The sequence below is a fragment of the Streptomyces sp. NPDC055506 genome (genome assembly GCF_053643595.1).
Genome location: NZ_JBSHKH010000158.1, coordinates 1 through 17,425, shown reverse-complemented (window position 1 = coordinate 17,425; position 17,425 = coordinate 1). Strand labels below are relative to the sequence as shown.

The 17,425-nt window shown below is 72.3% G+C and carries 16 protein-coding genes and 1 pseudogene; 10 read left to right on the top strand and 7 right to left on the bottom strand.

What is annotated here, in order from left to right:
• The 4 genes from ACWIF2_RS36160 to ACWIF2_RS36145 all read left to right on the top strand — a co-directional run.
• Positions 1 to 524 (top strand): alpha-glucosidase C-terminal domain-containing protein (locus ACWIF2_RS36160; RefSeq protein ID WP_454365327.1); only part of this gene is annotated, 524 nt, incomplete at its 5' end.
• Positions 525 to 679: 155 nt separating this feature from the next.
• The gene (locus ACWIF2_RS36155) at positions 680 to 2,122 is read left to right on the top strand and encodes a maltokinase N-terminal cap-like domain-containing protein (RefSeq protein WP_454365325.1); all 1,443 of its coding nucleotides are present in this window, start codon (positions 680 to 682) and stop codon (positions 2,120 to 2,122) included.
• Between the two features lie 31 nt (positions 2,123 to 2,153).
• Entirely contained in the window at positions 2,154 to 4,925 is a 2,772-nt protein-coding gene (glgB, locus tag ACWIF2_RS36150; RefSeq protein ID WP_454365323.1) for a 1,4-alpha-glucan branching enzyme, read from the top strand.
• A 149-nt stretch (positions 4,926 to 5,074) separates the two neighbouring features.
• Entirely contained in the window at positions 5,075 to 5,485 is a 411-nt protein-coding gene (locus tag ACWIF2_RS36145) for a hypothetical protein (protein WP_454365321.1), read from the top strand.
• Positions 5,486 to 5,679: 194 nt separating this feature from the next.
• On the opposite strand, the gene ACWIF2_RS36140 is transcribed toward ACWIF2_RS36145, so the two are convergent.
• From ACWIF2_RS36140 to ACWIF2_RS36120, 5 genes are all read right to left on the bottom strand, one after another.
• The gene (locus ACWIF2_RS36140; RefSeq protein WP_454365319.1) at positions 5,680 to 6,090 is read right to left on the bottom strand and encodes a hypothetical protein; all 411 of its coding nucleotides are present in this window, start codon (positions 6,088 to 6,090) and stop codon (positions 5,680 to 5,682) included.
• A 106-nt stretch (positions 6,091 to 6,196) separates the two neighbouring features.
• Entirely contained in the window at positions 6,197 to 8,476 is a 2,280-nt protein-coding gene (locus ACWIF2_RS36135; protein ID WP_454365329.1) for a HelD family protein, read from the bottom strand.
• A gap of 123 nt (positions 8,477 to 8,599) precedes the next feature.
• A complete protein-coding gene (locus tag ACWIF2_RS36130) occupies positions 8,600 to 8,944 on the bottom strand; it encodes a thioredoxin family protein (protein ID WP_454365317.1) in 345 nt (114 codons plus the stop codon).
• On the bottom strand, positions 8,938 to 9,351 hold the full coding sequence (locus ACWIF2_RS36125) for a MerR family transcriptional regulator (protein WP_215118451.1): 414 nt from the start codon (positions 9,349 to 9,351) through the stop codon (positions 8,938 to 8,940). The genes ACWIF2_RS36130 and ACWIF2_RS36125 overlap by 7 nt, the downstream gene beginning before the upstream one ends.
• 29 nt (positions 9,352 to 9,380) lie before the next feature.
• Positions 9,381 to 9,890, bottom strand: coding sequence for an Lrp/AsnC family transcriptional regulator (locus tag ACWIF2_RS36120; protein ID WP_454365315.1), 510 nt, complete (start codon positions 9,888 to 9,890; stop codon positions 9,381 to 9,383).
• Between the two features lie 45 nt (positions 9,891 to 9,935).
• On the opposite strand from ACWIF2_RS36120, the gene ACWIF2_RS36115 reads away from it, so the two are divergent.
• On the top strand, positions 9,936 to 10,850 hold the full coding sequence (locus tag ACWIF2_RS36115) for an NAD-dependent epimerase/dehydratase family protein (RefSeq protein ID WP_454365313.1): 915 nt from the start codon (positions 9,936 to 9,938) through the stop codon (positions 10,848 to 10,850).
• A 1-nt stretch (position 10,851) separates the two neighbouring features.
• Positions 10,852 to 11,769: an aldo/keto reductase gene (locus tag ACWIF2_RS36110; protein ID WP_454365311.1), complete on the top strand. Its 918-nt coding sequence runs from the start codon at positions 10,852 to 10,854 to the stop codon at positions 11,767 to 11,769.
• On the opposite strand, the gene ACWIF2_RS36105 is transcribed toward ACWIF2_RS36110, so the two are convergent.
• Complete coding sequence (locus ACWIF2_RS36105; protein ID WP_454365309.1) at positions 11,766 to 14,015, bottom strand: MMPL family transporter; 2,250 nt, start codon at positions 14,013 to 14,015, stop codon at positions 11,766 to 11,768. The genes ACWIF2_RS36110 and ACWIF2_RS36105 overlap by 4 nt on opposite strands.
• Positions 14,016 to 14,233: 218 nt before the next feature.
• On the opposite strand from ACWIF2_RS36105, the gene ACWIF2_RS36100 reads away from it, so the two are divergent.
• From ACWIF2_RS36100 to ACWIF2_RS36085, 4 genes are all read left to right on the top strand, one after another.
• On the top strand, positions 14,234 to 14,737 hold the full coding sequence (locus ACWIF2_RS36100; RefSeq protein ID WP_454365307.1) for a toxin-antitoxin system HicB family antitoxin: 504 nt from the start codon (positions 14,234 to 14,236) through the stop codon (positions 14,735 to 14,737).
• 60 nt (positions 14,738 to 14,797) lie between these two features.
• Positions 14,798 to 15,688: a DUF4097 family beta strand repeat-containing protein gene (locus tag ACWIF2_RS36095; RefSeq protein WP_454365305.1), complete on the top strand. Its 891-nt coding sequence runs from the start codon at positions 14,798 to 14,800 to the stop codon at positions 15,686 to 15,688.
• Positions 15,689 to 15,751: 63 nt separating this feature from the next.
• Positions 15,752 to 16,993 (top strand): cytochrome P450, encoded by a 1,242-nt coding sequence (locus ACWIF2_RS36090; RefSeq protein ID WP_454365303.1) that lies wholly within the window; start codon positions 15,752 to 15,754, stop codon positions 16,991 to 16,993.
• Between the two features lie 4 nt (positions 16,994 to 16,997).
• Positions 16,998 to 17,219, top strand: coding sequence for a ferredoxin (locus tag ACWIF2_RS36085; protein ID WP_454365301.1), 222 nt, complete (start codon positions 16,998 to 17,000; stop codon positions 17,217 to 17,219).
• Positions 17,220 to 17,230: 11 nt separating this feature from the next.
• Here ACWIF2_RS36085 and ACWIF2_RS36080 read toward each other — a convergent pair.
• Positions 17,231 to 17,425, bottom strand: a pseudogene (locus ACWIF2_RS36080) (hypothetical protein); the annotation flags it as partial.

Genomic DNA, 17,425 nt, shown 5'->3' with positions numbered 1-17,425 from the left:
ACTACGGCGACGAGATCGGCATGGGCGACAACATCTGGCTCGGCGACCGGGACGCGGTGCGCACGCCGATGCAGTGGACGCCCGACCGCAACGCGGGCTTCTCGTCCTCCGACCCCGGGCGGCTGTTCCTGCCGACGATCATGGACCCGGTCTACGGCTACCAGGTCACGAACGTCGAGGCGTCGATGTCCTCGCCGTCGTCGCTGCTGCACTGGACCCGCCGCATGATCGAGATCCGCAAGCAGAACCCCGCCTTCGGGCTCGGCACCTACACCGAGCTGCCGTCGACGAACCCGGCGGTGCTGGCCTTCCTCAGGGAGTACGAGGACGACCTGGTGCTGTGCGTGAACAACTTCTCCCGGTTCGCGCAGCCCACGGAGCTGGATCTGAGCGCCTTCGAGGGGCGGCACCCGGTGGAGCTGTTCGGCGGCGTGCGCTTCCCGGCCATCGGCGAGCTGCCGTATCTGCTGACCCTGGCGGGCCACGGTTTCTACTGGTTCCGGCTCCGCGGGGACACCGTATGAGGGCCGTGTGAGGCCTGAAACGGCCTGCTGAGGCCTGATCCGCGGGGCAGGCCGCAAACCCCCGTGGCGGGGCGTTTCTCCTGCCCCGCCCGGGGCACGCATGAAGAACACCCCACCCGGTGACGCATCACACATGGGTGAAAGGACGCGACGTCATGTCGGAAGCCGTCACACGCACCGTCACCACCCCGCCCGGCCTTCTCGCCTCCCTGGATCCCCTGCTGCGGGAATGGCTGCCACGGCAGCGCTGGTTCGCCGGCAAGGGCCGTCCGGTCACCGGGTTCACACTGGTCGAGGCCACCGAGCTGCTCCCCGCCAGTGCCAAGCTGGGCCTGTACCACCTGCTCGTCCGCGCCCATCAGCCGCTCGGGTCGTCCCCGGGCGCGCCCGGCCATCCCGGCGACTGCTACCAGCTGTTGATAGGCGTGCGCGAGGCGCTGCCGCCTCGGCTGGCGCCCGCGCTGATCGGACATGTGCCGACGGGGCCGCTGGCCGGCCGCGCCGTCTACGACGCCCTGCACGACACCAGGCCCACCGAGCTGTTCCTGGAGGCGCTGCGCACCCGGGCCCGTATCGGCAGGCTCCGCTTCGAGCGGGACCCCGGCCAGGACATCAGGTCCGGGCTGGTGCCCCGCGTGGTGACCGCCGAGCAGTCCAACTCGTCCGTCGTCTACGGAGATACGTTCATCCTGAAGCTGTTGCGCCGGATCGTGCCCGGGGTCAACCCCGATCTGGAGCTGCCGCTGGCGCTGGCCCGCGAGGGCTGCCCCCGGGTGCCCGCGCCGACGGCCTGGATGGTCGCGGACATAGACCCCACGGCGGACCCGGTGATCCCGGCGGGCTCGGCGGACCTCGCCCAGCAGCCGTACGTGCTGGGGGTGCTCCAGCCGTTCGTGCAGGGCGCCTCCGACGGCTGGGAGCTGGCGTTGCGCGAGCTGGCCAAGGGCGAGGACTTCGGCGCCGAGGCACGGGCGCTGGGGCGGGCCACCGCCGAGGTGCACACCGCGCTGGCCCGTGCGTTGCCGACGGTCACGCTCGGTCACATGCAGCTCCAGCTCATGGTGGACGGCATGCTCGAGCGGCTGGAGGCGGCCGTCCAGGCGGTGCCCGCGCTGCGGCCCTACGCCGACGGGCTGCGGTCGGCGTTCACCGCGCTGGGCGATCTGGCCGCCGAGGGCCGCACCTGGACCGCGCAGCGCGTGCACGGCGATCTGCATCTCGGGCAGTGCCTGCGCTCACCGGCCGGCGAGTGGTGGCTGATCGACTTCGAGGGCGAGCCGGCCCGGCCCCTGCCCGAGCGGCGCATGCCGCAGCCGGCGGTGCGGGATGTCGCCGGCATGCTGCGGTCCTTCGACTACGCGGCCCGCTCGGCCGATCCGCCCCAGCCGGACTGGGCCGAGACCTGCCGGTCCGCGTACTGCTCCGGCTACGCGGAGGCCTCCGGCCGCGATCCGCGCACCGACCCGGTGCTGCTGCGCGCCTACGAGACGGACAAGGCGATCTACGAGGTGGTGTACGAGGCCCGGCACCGCCCCGACTGGCTGCCGGTGCCCCTGGCCGCCATAAGCCGGCTCTCCTCGTCCGGCCATCTGACCTGACTGACCCACCTGCGCCCAGGAGGCTGCGCCCGTGACCCCCCGCTCCGAGTCCAGCGGTTCGCATCCGAAGAAGACCGCCGGGGAGAAGATCCCCGAGCAGCCGACGGCCGCCCAGCGCAAGAGCGCCGCGAAGAAGACGGCGGTACCGAAACAGGCGGCGGCGAAGAAGGCCGCCGCCAGGAAATCGGCCCCAGCGCAGTCACCGGCGAAGAAGGCGACGGCCGCGAAGCCGAGCGTGGCGAAGAAGGCTGTCGCGAAGAAGGCCGTGGCGAAGAAGGCCGTCGCTAAGAAGGCGGCCCCCGCGAAGGCGACCGCGGCGAAGTCGACCGTGGCGAAGTCGACCGCCAAGAAGGTGGCCGCGACGAAGGCAGCCGCCAAGAAGACCCCTGCGAAGACAGCCGCGAAGAAGACGGCCGTGAAGAAGGCCACGACCACGAAGGCTGCCGCCAAGAAGGCCACGACCGCGAAGGCAGCTGCCGCCAAGTCCACGGCCGCCAACCCCCCTGCCAAGAAGGCGGCGGCGAAGAAGGCCCCCGCCCGGGCAGCGGGCGCAGGGAAAGCCGCTGCCCGGAAGGCCGCCCCCGACCAGGTCGTCCCGCCGGAGATGGAGATCGCCGTCTCGCCCGCCGTCGACGCGGTGGACCGGGAGCGGCTGCTCGGCGGAACGCATCACGACCCGCACTCCGTGCTCGGCGCGCACCCCGTGCCCGGCGGAGTCGCGTTCCGGGCGTTCCGGCCGTACGCCCTGTCGGTGACCGTCGTCGCCGGGGAACTGCGGGCGGAGCTGCACGACGACGGGGAAGGGTTCTTCTCCGGGCTGCTGCCGCTGCGGGAGGTCCCGGCGTACCGGCTGCTCGTGGCGTACGAGGGCACGGTTCTGGACACCGAGGACGCCTACCGCTTCCTGCCCACGCTGGGCGACCTCGACCTGCATCTGATCGGCGAGGGCCGGCACGAGGAGCTGTGGACGGCGCTCGGCGCGCACCCGACGACCCACGAGGGCGTGACCGGCACCCGGTTCTCGGTGTGGGCGCCGAACGCGCGCGGCGTGCGCGTGGCCGGCACCTTCAACTTCTGGGACGGCACCGGCCACGCCATGCGGTCGCTGGGCTCGTCGGGCGTGTGGGAGCTGTTCCTGCCGGACATCGGCGAGGGCGAGCTGTACAAGTTCGACATCACCCGCCCCGACGGTTCGAAGACGCTGCGCGCCGACCCGCTGGCCCGCCGCACGGAGGTGCCGCCCGCGACCTCGTCGGTCATCACGTCCTCGGCGTACGAGTGGGGCGACGCCGAGTGGCTGGACCGGCGGGCCGAGGCCCCGGCACACGAGGCGCCGTTCTCGGTGTACGAGGTGCATCTGGCCTCCTGGCGCCCGGGGCTGACGTACCGGCAGCTGGCCGATCAGCTCCCCGGGTACGTGAAGAACCTGGGCTTCACGCACGTCGAGCTGATGCCGGTCGCCGAGCATCCGTTCGGCGGCTCCTGGGGCTACCAGGTCACCGGCTTCTACGCGCCGACGGCCCGCCTCGGCACGCCGGACGACTTCCGGTATCTGGTCGACTCGCTGCACCGGGCCGGGATCGGCGTCCTCATGGACTGGGTGCCGGCCCATTTCCCGCGGGACGACTGGGCGCTGGCCGAGTTCGACGGGCGGCCCCTGTACGAGCACGAGGATCCGCTGCGGGCCGCGCATCCCGACTGGGGCACGCTGGAGTTCGACTTCGGGCGGCGGGAGGTGCGCAACTTCCTCGTCTCGAACGCCCTGTACTGGTGCGAGGAGTTCCATATCGACGGGCTGCGGGTGGACGCGGTCGCCTCGATGCTCTACCTCGACTACTCGCGCGAGGCGGGGCAGTGGACGCCCAACGAGCACGGCGGCCGGGAGAACCTGGACGCGGTGGCGTTCCTGCAGGAGATGAACGCGACGGTGTACCGCAGGGTGCCCGGCGTGGTCACGATCGCCGAGGAGTCGACCGCGTGGGACGGGGTGACCCGGGCCACCCACCACGAGGGCCCGAGCGGCTTCGGCGGGCTCGGGTTCGGGCTGAAGTGGAACATGGGCTGGATGCACGACTCGCTCCAGTACATGAGCCATGAGCCGGTGCACCGCAAGTACCACCACCACGAGATGACCTTCTCGATGGTGTACGCGTACAGCGAGAACTACGTCCTGCCGATCTCCCACGACGAGGTCGTGCACGGCAAGGGCTCCCTTGTGTCGAAGATGCCCGGCGACTGGTGGCAGCAGCGCGCCGGCGTGCGGGCCTACCTCGGCTTCATGTGGGCCCACCCGGGCAAGCAACTGCTCTTCATGGGCCAGGAGTTCGCCCAGGGCGCCGAGTGGTCCGAGGCGCACGGCCCCGACTGGTGGCTGCTGGACCCGGGCTACGGGGCCGAGCCCGACCACCGGGGCGTGCGTGACCTGGTCCGCGACCTCAACACGGTCTACCGGGCCACCCCGGCGCTGTGGCGCCTCGACACCGACCCGGCCGGTTTCGAGTGGGTCGTCGGGGACGCCGCCGACGACAACGTCCTCGCGTTCCTGCGGCTGGACCCGGAGGGCACCCCGATCCTGGCGGTGTCGAACTTCGCGCCGGTCGTCCGCCAGGACTACCGCCTGGGCGTGCCCGAGGACGTCCCCGCCTGGCACGAGGCCGTGAACACCGACGCCGCCCGCTACGGCGGCGGCGACGTCACCAACCCCGACCCGGTCAAGCCCGAGGCCCAGCCCTGGCACGGCCGCCCGGCCAGCATCCGCCTGACCCTGCCGCCGCTGTCGACGGTGTGGCTGCGCCCGGCGTAGGCGGCCGCTGCCCGCTGTGACACCTCTGTGACGGGAGGAGTGGCTTCCGCCACAGCCCGTGCGGTCGGGCCCTGGTGGGGTGACGGCATGTGCCGTGCCACCCCACCGGGCCATGGGGGTCCGCCCGACCCGAAGACCGCGGTGTCGGCATGACGCTGCTTCCCGTCTTCGTCGGACTCGTGGTGGCCCTGGTCGCGCTGCGCGGGCTGCTGGCGCATCCGCTGCTGCCGCTGTGGGTGCGGACCGCGGTGTTCTGGGCGCTGCCGTGCGGTGCCGTCACCTGGGTCGTGATCATGACGGCGGACGACCCCGTGCTGTTCCCGGAGACCGCGCCCTGTCCGGCCGAGCCGATGCGGGAGGGCTTCCTGGGCGGCGGAAAGGCCTGGGGAGTCTCCACGCCGTTTCCGCCTCGGGCCTACTGCGAGTGGGAGGACGGCACCACCTACGACCTGGCGCCCGGCGCCGAGTTCGTGTTCTGGGTCTTCTTCGCCCTGACGGTCGTACCGCTGGCGGCCGGACTGTGGCACGCCCTGCGGTATCCGAAGTCGCTGCTCCGGTAGGTCCGCTCAGCCTGGGTGCCGGACATCAGCCTCCTGAGGCGCGGCCAGCGGTCCCGTGGTCTGGCGGTCCGTCTCCTGGAGGGTGCCGTCCCGGTGCTGTCGTGCGCGCCAGGGCAACCGGCGGGGTGGCGAGGGCGGCCCGGTCGACCGTCTCGCCGAGCTGCCCCGCCGACGCGCTGCGGCGGACGGTGGCGTTACCCCGGATGACCTCCAGCAGCGTGTTGAGGATCATGTTGCCGGTCGGCCAGCAGCAGGTACGAGGTGAGGTCGTCGCCCGGGCGAGCCCGGCGGTGGGCGGCGAGCCGGGTGAAGGACGCGAGGGCCCGGGCGGTGGCGGGGTCGGCGTCCAGGCCGCCGTCGAGCATCCGCCACAGGTCCATGACCAGCTCGTCGCCCAGCTCCACGGGGCAGCCGAACAGCCTGGTGGTCACCATGAGCAGCAGCGGCAGGGTGAACTGGGCGCCCAGGTCGGCGAAGCCGGCCGAGCCGGACTCGGCGGCCAGCAGCGGCCAGCCCGGCGGCAGTTCACGCTGGGCACGGGCCCGCCAGTAGCGGAGGTCGCGCCGCCACAGGCACTCGCCGCCCATCAGCCCGACCGGCGCCACGGGCCCGTGCAGCCGGCGCGGCCGCGTAGGGCTGGGCTTCCCTATGGCAACGCCTACCGCACCGGCCGCGCACAGGCGGTGACTACGACACGAACTGTTACCGCTCCTACACGAAGGATTCCGACAAGGCCTCCGGCAACTCCCCGGTGTGCAGCACGCCGAGCCGCTGGGTGGCCCGGGTCAGGGCCACGTACAGGTCGCTGGTGCCGTACCGGCCGGGCTCGACCACCAGGACGGAGTCGAACTCCAGGCCCTTGGCCTGGCGCGGGTCGAGGAGGACGACCGTCTGGGTGAGGTCGGGTTCGGCGCCCGCCGTCACGCCGTCCAGCCGGGCCGCGAGGCCGCGGTGGAGGTCGCGCGGCGCGATCACCGCGAGCCGTCCCTCGGCCGGGGTGAGCTCCTCGACCGCCTTGGCGACCGCGCCCGGAAGGTCGTCGGTGGCCCGCGCCCACGGCCGTACACCCGTGGAGCGGACCGAGCTCGGCGGCTCGAACTCCGGGTGCTCGGCGCGGACCACGGCCGCCGCCGCGTCCATGATCTCGGCCGGGGTGCGGTAGTTGACGCCCAGTCGGTTGTGCTCCCAGCGGTCCTCGACGTACGGCTCGAGGATGCCCGCCCAGGAGCCGACACCGGCCGCCTCCGCCGTCTGCGCGGGGTCGCCGACCAGGGTCATCGAGCGGGTCGGGCTGCGGCGCATCAGCAGCCGCCAGGCCATCGGCGACAGCTCCTGCGCCTCGTCGACGATGATGTGCCCGAACGCCCAGGTGCGGTCGGCCGCCGCGCGCTCGGCGGCGCTGCGGTGGTCGTCCTCCTCGTGCCGTTCGGCGAACCGCTCGGCGTCGATGACGTCGTGCGCGGACAGCACCTCGCTGCCGTCGGGGTCGCTGTCCTCCTTGTCCTCGAACTCGTAGGTCCGGGAGGCGTACGACACCTCCAGCACGCCCTGCGCGTAGGCGATCTGCTCCTCCCGTTCGCGCGCGGCGCGCTCCCGGGCCAGCCGGTCGTCGTCGCCGAGGAGTTCGGCGGCCTCGTCGAGCAGCGGCACGTCCGCGACCGTCCAGCGCCGGGTCACCGGGCGGCGTACGGCCTCGGCGTCCTCGGCGGGCAGGAACTCCTCGGGCGCGGCGAGGAAGTCGGCGACCAGCCGCTGCGGGGTGAGCACCGGCCACAGCTGGTCGATGGCGGACCAGACATCGGGGTTCTCGGCGATGTCGTCGCGGATCTGGGTGATGTCGCTGGGGTCGAGCAGGCTGGACCCGTCGAAGGGGTCGGTGCCGATCCGTTCGGCGTACAGGTCGGTGAGCGCGTTGAGGATGTGGCCCTCGAAGTGCTCGCGGGCGGCGTTGTGCGGCAGCTTGGCGGCGCGGGTGCGCTCGCGGGCGACGTTCACCAGGCCGTCGTCGAGCATGAGGACCTCGCGGTCGTGCTCGATGGCGATCACCGGGTCGGGCAGCGCCTGCCGACCGCGCACCACCTCGGCGAGGACGTCTGCCATGCCGGCCCGGCCCTTCACGGCTGCGGCCTCGGGCGTGTCGGTCGCGGTCGCCTTCACACCGGGGAACAGCTCGCCGACGGTCGCGAGGAGCACCCCCGTCTCGCCGAGGGAGGGCAGCACCTCGCCGATGTAGCCGAGGAACGCCGGGTTGGGCCCGACGATCAGTACCGCCCGCTTGGCGAGCAGCTCGCGGTGCTCGTACAGCAGATAGGCGGCGCGGTGCAGGGCGACGGCCGTCTTGCCGGTGCCCGGACCGCCCTCCACCACCATGACGCCGCGGTGCGGGGCGCGGATGATGCGGTCCTGGTCGGCCTGGATGGTCTGCACGATGTCGCTCATCCGGCCGGTGCGGGCCGAGTCGAGGGCGGCGAGCAGCACGGCGTCGCCCGTCGGGTCCTCGTGGCCGGTGCGGGTCTCGTCGCCGAGGTCGAGGATCTCGTCGTGCAGCTGGGTGACCCGCCGGCCGTCGGTGGCGATGTGCCGCCGGCGCCTCAGACCCATCGGGGTGTGGCCGGTGGCCAGGTAGAAGGGGCGGGCGACGTCGGCACGCCAGTCGATCAGGACGGGGGTGCGCTCGGCGTCGTCGGTGCGCAGCCCGATCCGGCCGATGTGGTGGGTGACGCCCGAGGTGAGGTCGATCCGGCCGAAGCACAGGGAGCCGTCCACCGCGTTCAGTGCGGCGAGCAGCCCGGAGCGCTCGGCGACGAGGATGTCCCGCTCGAGTCTGGCCTGCATGGGCGTGTTGCCTTGCGCGAGGGCGTCCGTGACGGAGGTCTCGGCGTCGCCGCGCAGCGCGTCCACGCGCGCGTACAACCCGTCGATGAATTCCTGTTCCTGTCGCAATTCATCGTCCGGAAATTCGGTGTTTGACAATTCCGCTCCCGCCCGGATATACTGTGCTCACTGAACTTCGCGTGACTTCTTTCGAGTCGAAGTCACGAACAAACAAATATACGCAAGGAAATCCCCCGAGCGCAATTGCTCGGGGGATTTCCTGTTGTCCGGGCGGGTCGCCTAGAGCACGTCGGCCAGTTCCTCAAGCAGCCGCCGCTTGGCCCGCGCGCCCACCATCGACTTCACGGGCTCACCGCCGCGGAACACCATGAAGGTCGGCATGGACAGCACCTTGTAGGCGTTGGTCGTCTCCGGGTTGGCGTCCACGTCCAGCCGCACCACCTTCAGCCGGCCGCTTTCCTCCGAGGCGAGGGCCTTCAGCACCGGCCCCATCTGCCGGCACGGCGGACACCAGTCGGCGGTGAACTCCACCAGCACCGGCAGACCGGCGCCGATCACCTCCGCCTCGAAATCCGCGTCCGTCACGTCAACCACGTCGGCCATGTCGGTCACATCGGTCACCATGGGTCCCCTCCCAGCTCGCACTGCGGCTCCGGACCGCCCGGAGCCTCCGCCTCGGCGGCCAGTTCGGCCCGCGCCAGCTGCCGTGCGACCGTGTCCCGGACGGTGGTCAGCTCACCGATCAGGGAGTCCAGTTCGCCCAGCTTGCGCCGGTAGACCGCGAGCGACGCCGGGCACGAGTCGCCCTCGGGGTGCCCGGCCCGGAGACATTCCACGAAGGGCCGTGTCTCCTCCAGGTCGAACCCGAAGTCCTGCAGCGTCCGGATCTGCCGGAGCAGCCGCAGATCGCTCTCGTCGTAGCTCCGGTATCCGTTGCCCGTGCGCCGCGCGGGCAGCAGACCCCGCGACTCGTAGTAGCGCAGCGTCCGCGTCGTGGTCCCGGCCCGTGCGGCCAGCTCGCCGATTCGCATGCGTACGAACGTATTCCTTGACGCCCGCGTCAAGGCAACAGCGGTTTCCGCTCCACCGGGGAGGTCAGCACGATCGACGTCGTGGTGCGCCCCAGCGCGGAGACGCCCTCCAGGACCTCCTCCAGGTGGACGGTGTCCCGGACGGCGACCTTGAGGATCCAGCAGTCCTCGCCGACCACGTGGTGCACCTCGGTGATCTCGGGCCGCTCGATCAGCTCCAGGGTCCTCGGGTGCTTCAGGTTGTAGCCGCCGTGCGGGTTGACGCGGATGAACGCCTGGATGCCGTAGCCGAGTCGGGCCGGGACGACCTGGGCGCCGTAGCCGCTGATCACGCCCGCGGCCTCCAGCCGCCGCACCCGCTCGGTGACCGCCGCCGGGCTGAGCCGGACCCGGCGGCCCAGCTCGCTGAGCTTGATCCGGCCGTCGGTCTGGAGCAGCTGGAGGATCTGCCGGTCGAGTGCGTCGAAGACCACCGAGGTTTCGTCGGCGGCGGGACGAAGATGCCGTGGTTCTTTCGGTGCGGCGGCCTGAACTCCCATGGTTCCCCCTTCAGTACGCGGATGTACGCCAGGAGAATTATGGCCATGGAAAAGGTCCGGAACGTACTGGTCATCGGTGGAAACCGCTACGTCGGAAAGCGTCTGATCGCACGGCTGCGGGACGAAGGGCACCGGGTGAGCGTGCTGAACCGGGGGTCCTCCCCGCCGCCGGCCGGGGTGGAGCAGCTGGTCGCCGACCGGGACGACGAGCACGCGCTGAGAGAGGCGCTCGGCTCGCGTGTCTTCGACGTCGTCGTCGACCAGGTCTGCTACACCCCGCGCCAGGCGGCACTCGCCCGCCGTGTCTTCTCCGGCCGTACCGGCCGCTATGTGATGACCTCGACGGTCGAGGTGTACGAGTACGAGGACTCCCCCGCTCTCGTGCGCGAGGAGGCCGTCGACCCGGCCGCGGTCGCCGTCGACCTCGAACTGCCCTGGGACGCCCCGGCGTTCCTGGAGGCGCACTACGGGGAGGGCAAGCGGCAGGCCGAGGCGGTCCTCGCGGCCGACGGCCCGGAGCTGCCGTACACGGCGGTGCGGGTGGCCCATGTGCTGGGCGGCGACGACGACTTCACCGGACGGCTGGCCCACTACGCCGAGCGGATCCGCACCGGCGAGCCGATCGCCGTGCCGGCCGTGAACCGGCCCGCCACGTACATACACGTCGACGAGATCGCCCGCTTCCTCGCGTGGGCGGCGGGCGAGGAGTTCACCGGGCCGGTGAACGCCGCCTCCCACGGGGCGCTGAGGACCGAGGAGTTGTGCGAGGCGGTGGCCGCGCACGTCCCGGGCGGCCGGGCCGTGTTCCGGCCCGTGGAGGTCGGCGAGGTCTCCCCGTTCTCCTTCCGCCGCTCCTACGGCATGGACAACAGCCGTGCCACCCGGCTCGGCCACACCTTCACCGACGCCCGGCAGTGGTTGCCGCGTGCCGTCGCCGAGACGCTCGGAAAGGGCGACTGACATGCGGTACAGGACACTGGGCGGACTGCGGGTGAGCGCGATCGGGCTCGGCGCGATGCCGCTGTCCCTCGAAGGACGGCCGGACGAGAAGCGTGCCCTGGCCACCGTGCACGCCGCGCTCGACGCGGGCGTGACCCTCCTGGACACGGCCGACTCCTACCATCTGCCGGGCGCGGAGCCCGGCCACAACGAACGCCTGCTGGCCCGGGCACTCGCCACGTACGGCGGTGACACCTCGGACGTGCTGGTCGCGACGAAGGGCGGCCGCGGCCGTCCGGCGGGCGGGGACTGGACGGTGAACGGCCACCCGCGCCATCTCAAGGCCGCCGCCGAGGCCTCCCGCAAGCGCCTCGGTGTGGAGGCGATCGGCCTCTACCAGCTCCACAAGCCCGACCCCGCGGTGCCGTTCGAGGAGTCGGTCGGCGCCCTGCGGGAGCTGCTCGACGCGGGCACGATCCGGCTGGCCGGGGTGTCCAACGCGGACGCGGACCAGATCCGCCGGGCGCGTACGGTCCTCGGCGACCGGCTGGTGTCGGTGCAGAACCGGTACTCCCCCGCTTTCCGGGACAGCGAGCCGGAGCTGCGGCTGTGCGCGGAACTGGGGCTGGCCTTCCTGCCGTGGAGCCCGCTGGGCGGGCTGGCCCGCAGCTCCCTGGACGGGCCGTCGCGGACGGAGGGAGCGGACCGCTTCGCCGCCTTCCACGCCGTGGCCGCGGAGCGCGGTGTCAGCCCCCAGCGGGTCGGGCTGGCCTGGCTGCTGGCGCGCTCCCCGGCCGTCATCCCGATCCCGGGGTCGAGCCGGCCGGAGACGGCCAGGGACTCGGCGGCCGCGGCGGACCTGCTCCTCGGCGAAGAGGAACAGGCCCGCCTGGACGAGGCCGCCGAGCCGGGCCCGGTCACGGTCAACGGGGATCGCTAGTCGACCAGTTCGGGTGCGCGGCGCCGCGGCGCCTCCTGCCCGGCCGGGGCCGTGCGGGAGAGCTTCTCGCCTTCGACGTCGAGGTTCGGAAGCAGCCGGTCGAGCCACCGCGGCAGCCACCAGGCCGACTTGCCGAGCAGGGCGAACAGGGCGGGGACGATGGTCATACGGACCAGGAAGGCGTCGAAGAGCACCGCGGCCGCGAGGCCGAAGCCGATCATCTTCACGAAGTCGTTGTCCTCCACGATGAAGCCGGAGAACACGCTGATCATGATGGCGGCGGCAGCGGCCACCACCCGGCCGCCGTAGCGGAAGCCGGTGACGACGGCCTCCGCGGGCCGCGCCCCGTGGACGTAGGCCTCCCGCATCCGGGTCACCAGGAACACCTCGTAGTCCATGGCGAGTCCGAAGACCACGCCGATCATGAAGATCGGCATCGTGCTCATGATCGGGCTCGGCTGGTCGACGCCGAAGACATCGGCGAGCCAGCCCCACTGGAAGACCGCGACGACGGCGCCGAGCGCGGCGGTCACCGAGAGCAGGAAGCCGAGCGCGGCCTTGAGCGGCACGAGAACCGAGCGGAAGACCACCATCAGCAGCAGGAACGCCAGGCCCACGACCAGGGCGAGATAGGGCAGCAGCGCGTCGTCGAGGGTCTCGGAGAAGTCGATGAACATCGCGGTCTGGCCGGTGACCAGGACCTCGGCGCCAGTGTCGGCCCGGAAGCCGCCGGCGAGGGAGCGCAGCCGGCGTACCAGGTCCTCGGTCGCGGCGTCGGTGGGGCCGGTGGCCGGGACGACGTTCAGGATCGCGGTGTCACCGGCCTCGTTGGGCGTGGCCGGGGTGACGGTGGCGACGCCGTCCTGCCCGGCGATCCGCTTGCCGACGGTGTCGGCCGCGGCCTTGGCGTCCGGGCCCTCCACGGTGATCGTCAGCGGCCCGTTGAACCCGGGGCCGAAGGAGTCCGAGAGCAGGTCGTAGGCCTTGCGCTGGGTGGTGTCGGGGGCCATGGTGCCCTCGCCGGGCAGTCCGAGCTGCAGACTGGCCGCGGGTACGGCGACCGCGCCGAGGCCGAGGACGGCCAGGAGCAGTACGGCGACGGGGTGGCGCAGGACGTAACTGGCCCAGCGGGAGCCGAGGTTGGGCCCCCGCCCAGCGTCCTTCGCGGCGTGCTTGTCGGCCTTGCGCTGCCGGCGGGCGCTGAGGGGCTTGCCGGAGAACCGGTGGCGGTCCCGGCGGCGCAGGACCTTGACCGGCGCGAAGCCGAGCAGCGCCGGCACGAAGGTGAGGGCGACCAGGACGGCGATCGCGACGGTGCCGGCGGCGGCCAGGCCCATCTTGGTGAGCATCGGGATGTTCACCACGGCCAGGCCGGCGAGGGCCACGATGACGGTGAGCCCGGCGAAGACCACCGCGGAGCCGGCGGTGCCGACCGCCCGCCCCGCGGCGTCGGCGCGGTCGCGGCCCTCGGTGAGCTCGGCGCGGTAGCGGGAGACGATGAACAGGGCGTAGTCGATGCCGACGGCGAGGCCGAGCATCATCGCCAGGGTCGAGGTGGTGCCGGACAGGCCTAGCGTGGCGCCGAGCGCCGTGATCGCGGATATCCCGACGCCGACACCGATGAGGGCCGTGAGCAGGGGCATGCCGGCGGCGATCACCGAGCCGAAGGTGAGGAGCAGGACCACGGCGGAGACCAGGATGCCGATCTTCTCGCCCGTGCCGCTCATGGCGGCGTCGATCTTCACGGCGTCGCCGCCGGCCTCCGCGGTCAGGCCGGCGTCACGGGCCTTGGCCAATGCGTCGTCGAGGGCGTCGTGCGCCTTGTCGCCGACCTCGGCGGCGGGGACCTTGTAGGTGGCGATGGCGTAGGCGGTGGAGCCGTCCTCGCTGACCGCCTTCGTCGTGAACGGGTCGCTCACCGAGGCGACCTGCGGGGACTTCCTCAACTCCGCGACCAGCGCTGCGACATGGGCCTTCCGCGCGGGGTCGGAGATCTTCCCGCCCTCGGACGCACGGACCACGACCCGGGCGCTTGCCCCGTCGGCACTCGCGTCCGGGAACTTCTTCTCCAGCAGGTCGAAGGCCTTCTGTGATTCCGTGCCGGGCATCGAGAAGGTGTCCGCGGGCGGCGCCGGGGCGGCGGAGGCGGCGAAGCCCGCGCCGAAAAGGACCGCCACCCACAGCAACACCATGAGCCATCGGCGCCGGAAGGCGAGACGGCCCAGTTTGTAAAGGAAGGTAGCCACGGCTGGGAACTCCTGTCGGTGGGCGAGGGATGGCGCCAAGGCTTGGCGCTGAAGTGACGCCACCATGGCACCACTTCGGCGCACCCGCAAGCCCATTCATGACGATGACTACACAGCAACACCTCACCTTCAGAGGGAAAGAGCAGGTCAGGCGCACCTCGTATCAGTTGGAGCCAGAATGGCTCGCCATGGCGTCACCCGTGTGCCATCATGGCGTCATGGACCTCACGCCCTACGTCGACACCCTTCGGCGCGAGCTGGCCGTCGCCGCGGAGGCCGGCGGTGACGACGCCCGCGCCCTGGCCGAGCGGCTCACCGGCCCGCTGGAGTCCGCCGCCCGCCTGACCCTCCTCGACGCGCTGTCCGCCGCCATGGGCGAGGTCACGCGGGAGCTGGCGCCGGGCTCGGTCGACGTACGGCTGCGCGGATCCGACCCGGAGTTCGTGGTGACCGCGCCGCATGCTCCCGAGCCGTTCCGGGAGACGCGGGGCCCGGTCGCGACTCCTTCGGACGCCGACGACGGCACGACGGCTCGGATCAACTTCCGTCTCCCCGCCCAGCTCAAGGCCCGCACCGAGGAGGCCGCGGCGGCCGAGGGCCTGTCGGTCAACGCCTGGCTGGTGCGGGCCGTGTTTCTCGCCCTCGACGGCGGGGAGCGCACCGGCCCGCCGGGCCGCGACAAGGACCCGGCCGGCCGGAGCCTCACCGGCTGGGTCCACTAGGCCACTCATCACCCCGCCTCACCGGCGGGACCACCCACAAACCCAGAGGACGGGACAGCCATGCCTGCTTTCGACACCCCCCAACCGATCTCCGTCACCCTCGAACTGGAGGCCGGCACCGCCCGCATCACCGCGGGAAAGCGCACCGACACGGTCGTGGAGGTGCTGCCGCGCAACGGCTCCGACGACAACGACGTACGCGCCGCGCAGCAGACCCAGGTCACCTGCTCGGGCGGCCGCCTCACCATCAGGACGCCCAAGAAGCGGTCCCTGTTCGGCAAGCCGGGCGCCATCGAGGTCAGCGTCGAACTGCCCGCGGGATCGGACGTCCGGGGCACCTCGGTCATGGGCGGCATCTTCTGCGAAGGCCGCTTCGGGGACGTCACGCTCAAGACCTCGCTCGGCGACCTCCAGGTCGACGAGGCGGCCGGCGCCGTCCTCAAGACCGACCACGGCGACATCCGCCTGGCCCGCTCGACCGGAGACGTCGAGATCACCGGCGCCGGCCGGGTCGAGGTCGGCACGGTCGCGGGCACGGCGACCGTCAAGAACGGCAACGGCGCCACCGAGGTCGGCGAGGTCACCGGCGGCCTGAAGACCAACGCGGCCAACGGCGACATCTCCGTCGGCATCGCACACGGCGACGTGGGCGCCAAGTGCGCCAACGGCCGGATCGAGATCGGCGTCGCCCACGCCGGGGTCGACGCGATGGCCTCCAACGGCCGCATCCGCGTCGGCGACGCCAGGCGCGGCCGGATCGAACTGCGCACCTCCGTCGGCGACCTCGAAGTCGGCATCCACGAGGGCACCGCCGCCTGGCTCGACCTGAACGCCAAGTACGGCACGGTGCGCAACTCGCTCGGCTCCTCGGCCGGTCCGGCGGACTCCGACGAGACCGTCGAGGTGCACGCCCGGACCTCGGCCGGCGACATCCTCATCCGCCGCGCCTGACCTCACCCGCCCCGACCCGCTACGCACCACGCACACCCCGCCCGACGATCGCAGGAGGACCGCATGCCGTACGACCCGACGGCCGACGACACCACCACGGCCGGAGCCACCGCCGAGGAGCCGCCCGCCCTGCCCACCGACCGGCACACCGGATGCCCCTTCGACCCGCCCGCCGAACTCACCGCGCTGAGCGACCGGCCGCTGCGCCCCCTGCGCTACGCCGACGGACACACGGGCCGGCTGGCCACCGGCCACGCCGCGGCCCGCGCGATCCTGGCCGACCGCCGCTTCAGCTCACGCTACGAACTCCTGCACATGCCGGTGCCGGTCCCCGGGACGCCGGCGGAGCTGCCGCCGGCCCCGGTCGGCGACATCACCGGCCTCGACGCCCCCGAGCACACCCGCTACCGGCGCCTGCTCACCGGTAAGTTCACCGTCCGGCGCATGCGCCGGCTCACCGAGCGCGTCGAGCGGTTCACCACCGATTGCCTGGACGCCATGGAGCAGGCCGGGCCCGCGGCCGACCTGGTCGAGGCGCTGGCGCGGCCCGTGCCCGCGCTCATGATCTGCGAGCTGCTCGGCGTGCCGTACGCCGACCGCGAGCGGTTCCAGAGCCAGGTGGCGACCATCTTCGACCAGGCGGCGGACGCGGAGGCGAGGGGCGGTGCCTATGCGGCGCTGCTCCGGTACCTGAACGAACTGGTCCTCGCCAAGCGCGCGGAGCCCACCGACGACCTGCTCAGCGATCTGACCACCTCCGACCTCACCGACGAGGAGCTGGCGGGAATCGGCGGGCTGCTGCTCGCCGCCGGGCTTGATACCACCGCGAACATGCTCGCCCTCGGCACCTTCGCCCTGCTGAGCAACCCCGACCAGCTCGAGGCGCTGCGCGCCGACCCCGGCCTCGCCGAGCAGGCGGTGGAGGAACTGCTGCGCTACCTCAGCGTGGCCGACCCGATTCTGCGCTCGGCACTCGAGGACGTCGAGGTGGAGGGCCGGCTGATCAGGGCGGGAGAGACGGTGACCGTTTCCGTGCAGGCCGCCAACCGTGACCCGCACAGGTTCCCCGACCCCGACCGGCTCGACATCCGCCGCGAGGCCACCGGGCACCTCTCCTTCGGGCACGGCGCCCACCAGTGCCTGGGCCAGCAGCTCGCCCGCGTCGAGATGGCCGTCGTGTTCCCCGCGCTCTTCGCCCGCTTCCCCACCCTGCGCCTCGCGGTGCCGCCCCAGGAGGTGCCGCTGCGCGAACACTCCAACATCTACGGCGTGATCAGCCTGCCCGTCACCTGGGACGAGGAGTAGCCCCATGAGCGACCCACGCGAGCCGCTGCGGATCGGAGTCGACCGTGAGCGCTGTGCCGGCGCCGGCATGTGCGCCCTGACGGCTCCCGAGGTCTTCGACCAGGACGACGAGGAGGGCCTGGTGGTGCTTTTGCGCCCCGACCCGGCCCCCGAGCACCGGGCCGCCGCCAGGATGGCCGCCGGCCTCTGCCCGGCCGGAGCCATCACCCTCGACACCCCGGCTTGACGGACCCGCCCCTACTCGAAGTCGTCGCCCTGCCACTCCTCCGTGTCCCCGCTGTCCTCGGCGCCCGGCACCCCGAGCAGGCGCCGGGTCAGCCGGTCGTGGTCGGAGAGAATCTCGTCGAGGGCGGCGCGGACGTCCTCCGCCTCCGTACGGGCCGACTCACGCTCGGCGGAGATCAGCACGGACCTGCGGACGCGGGGGCTGAA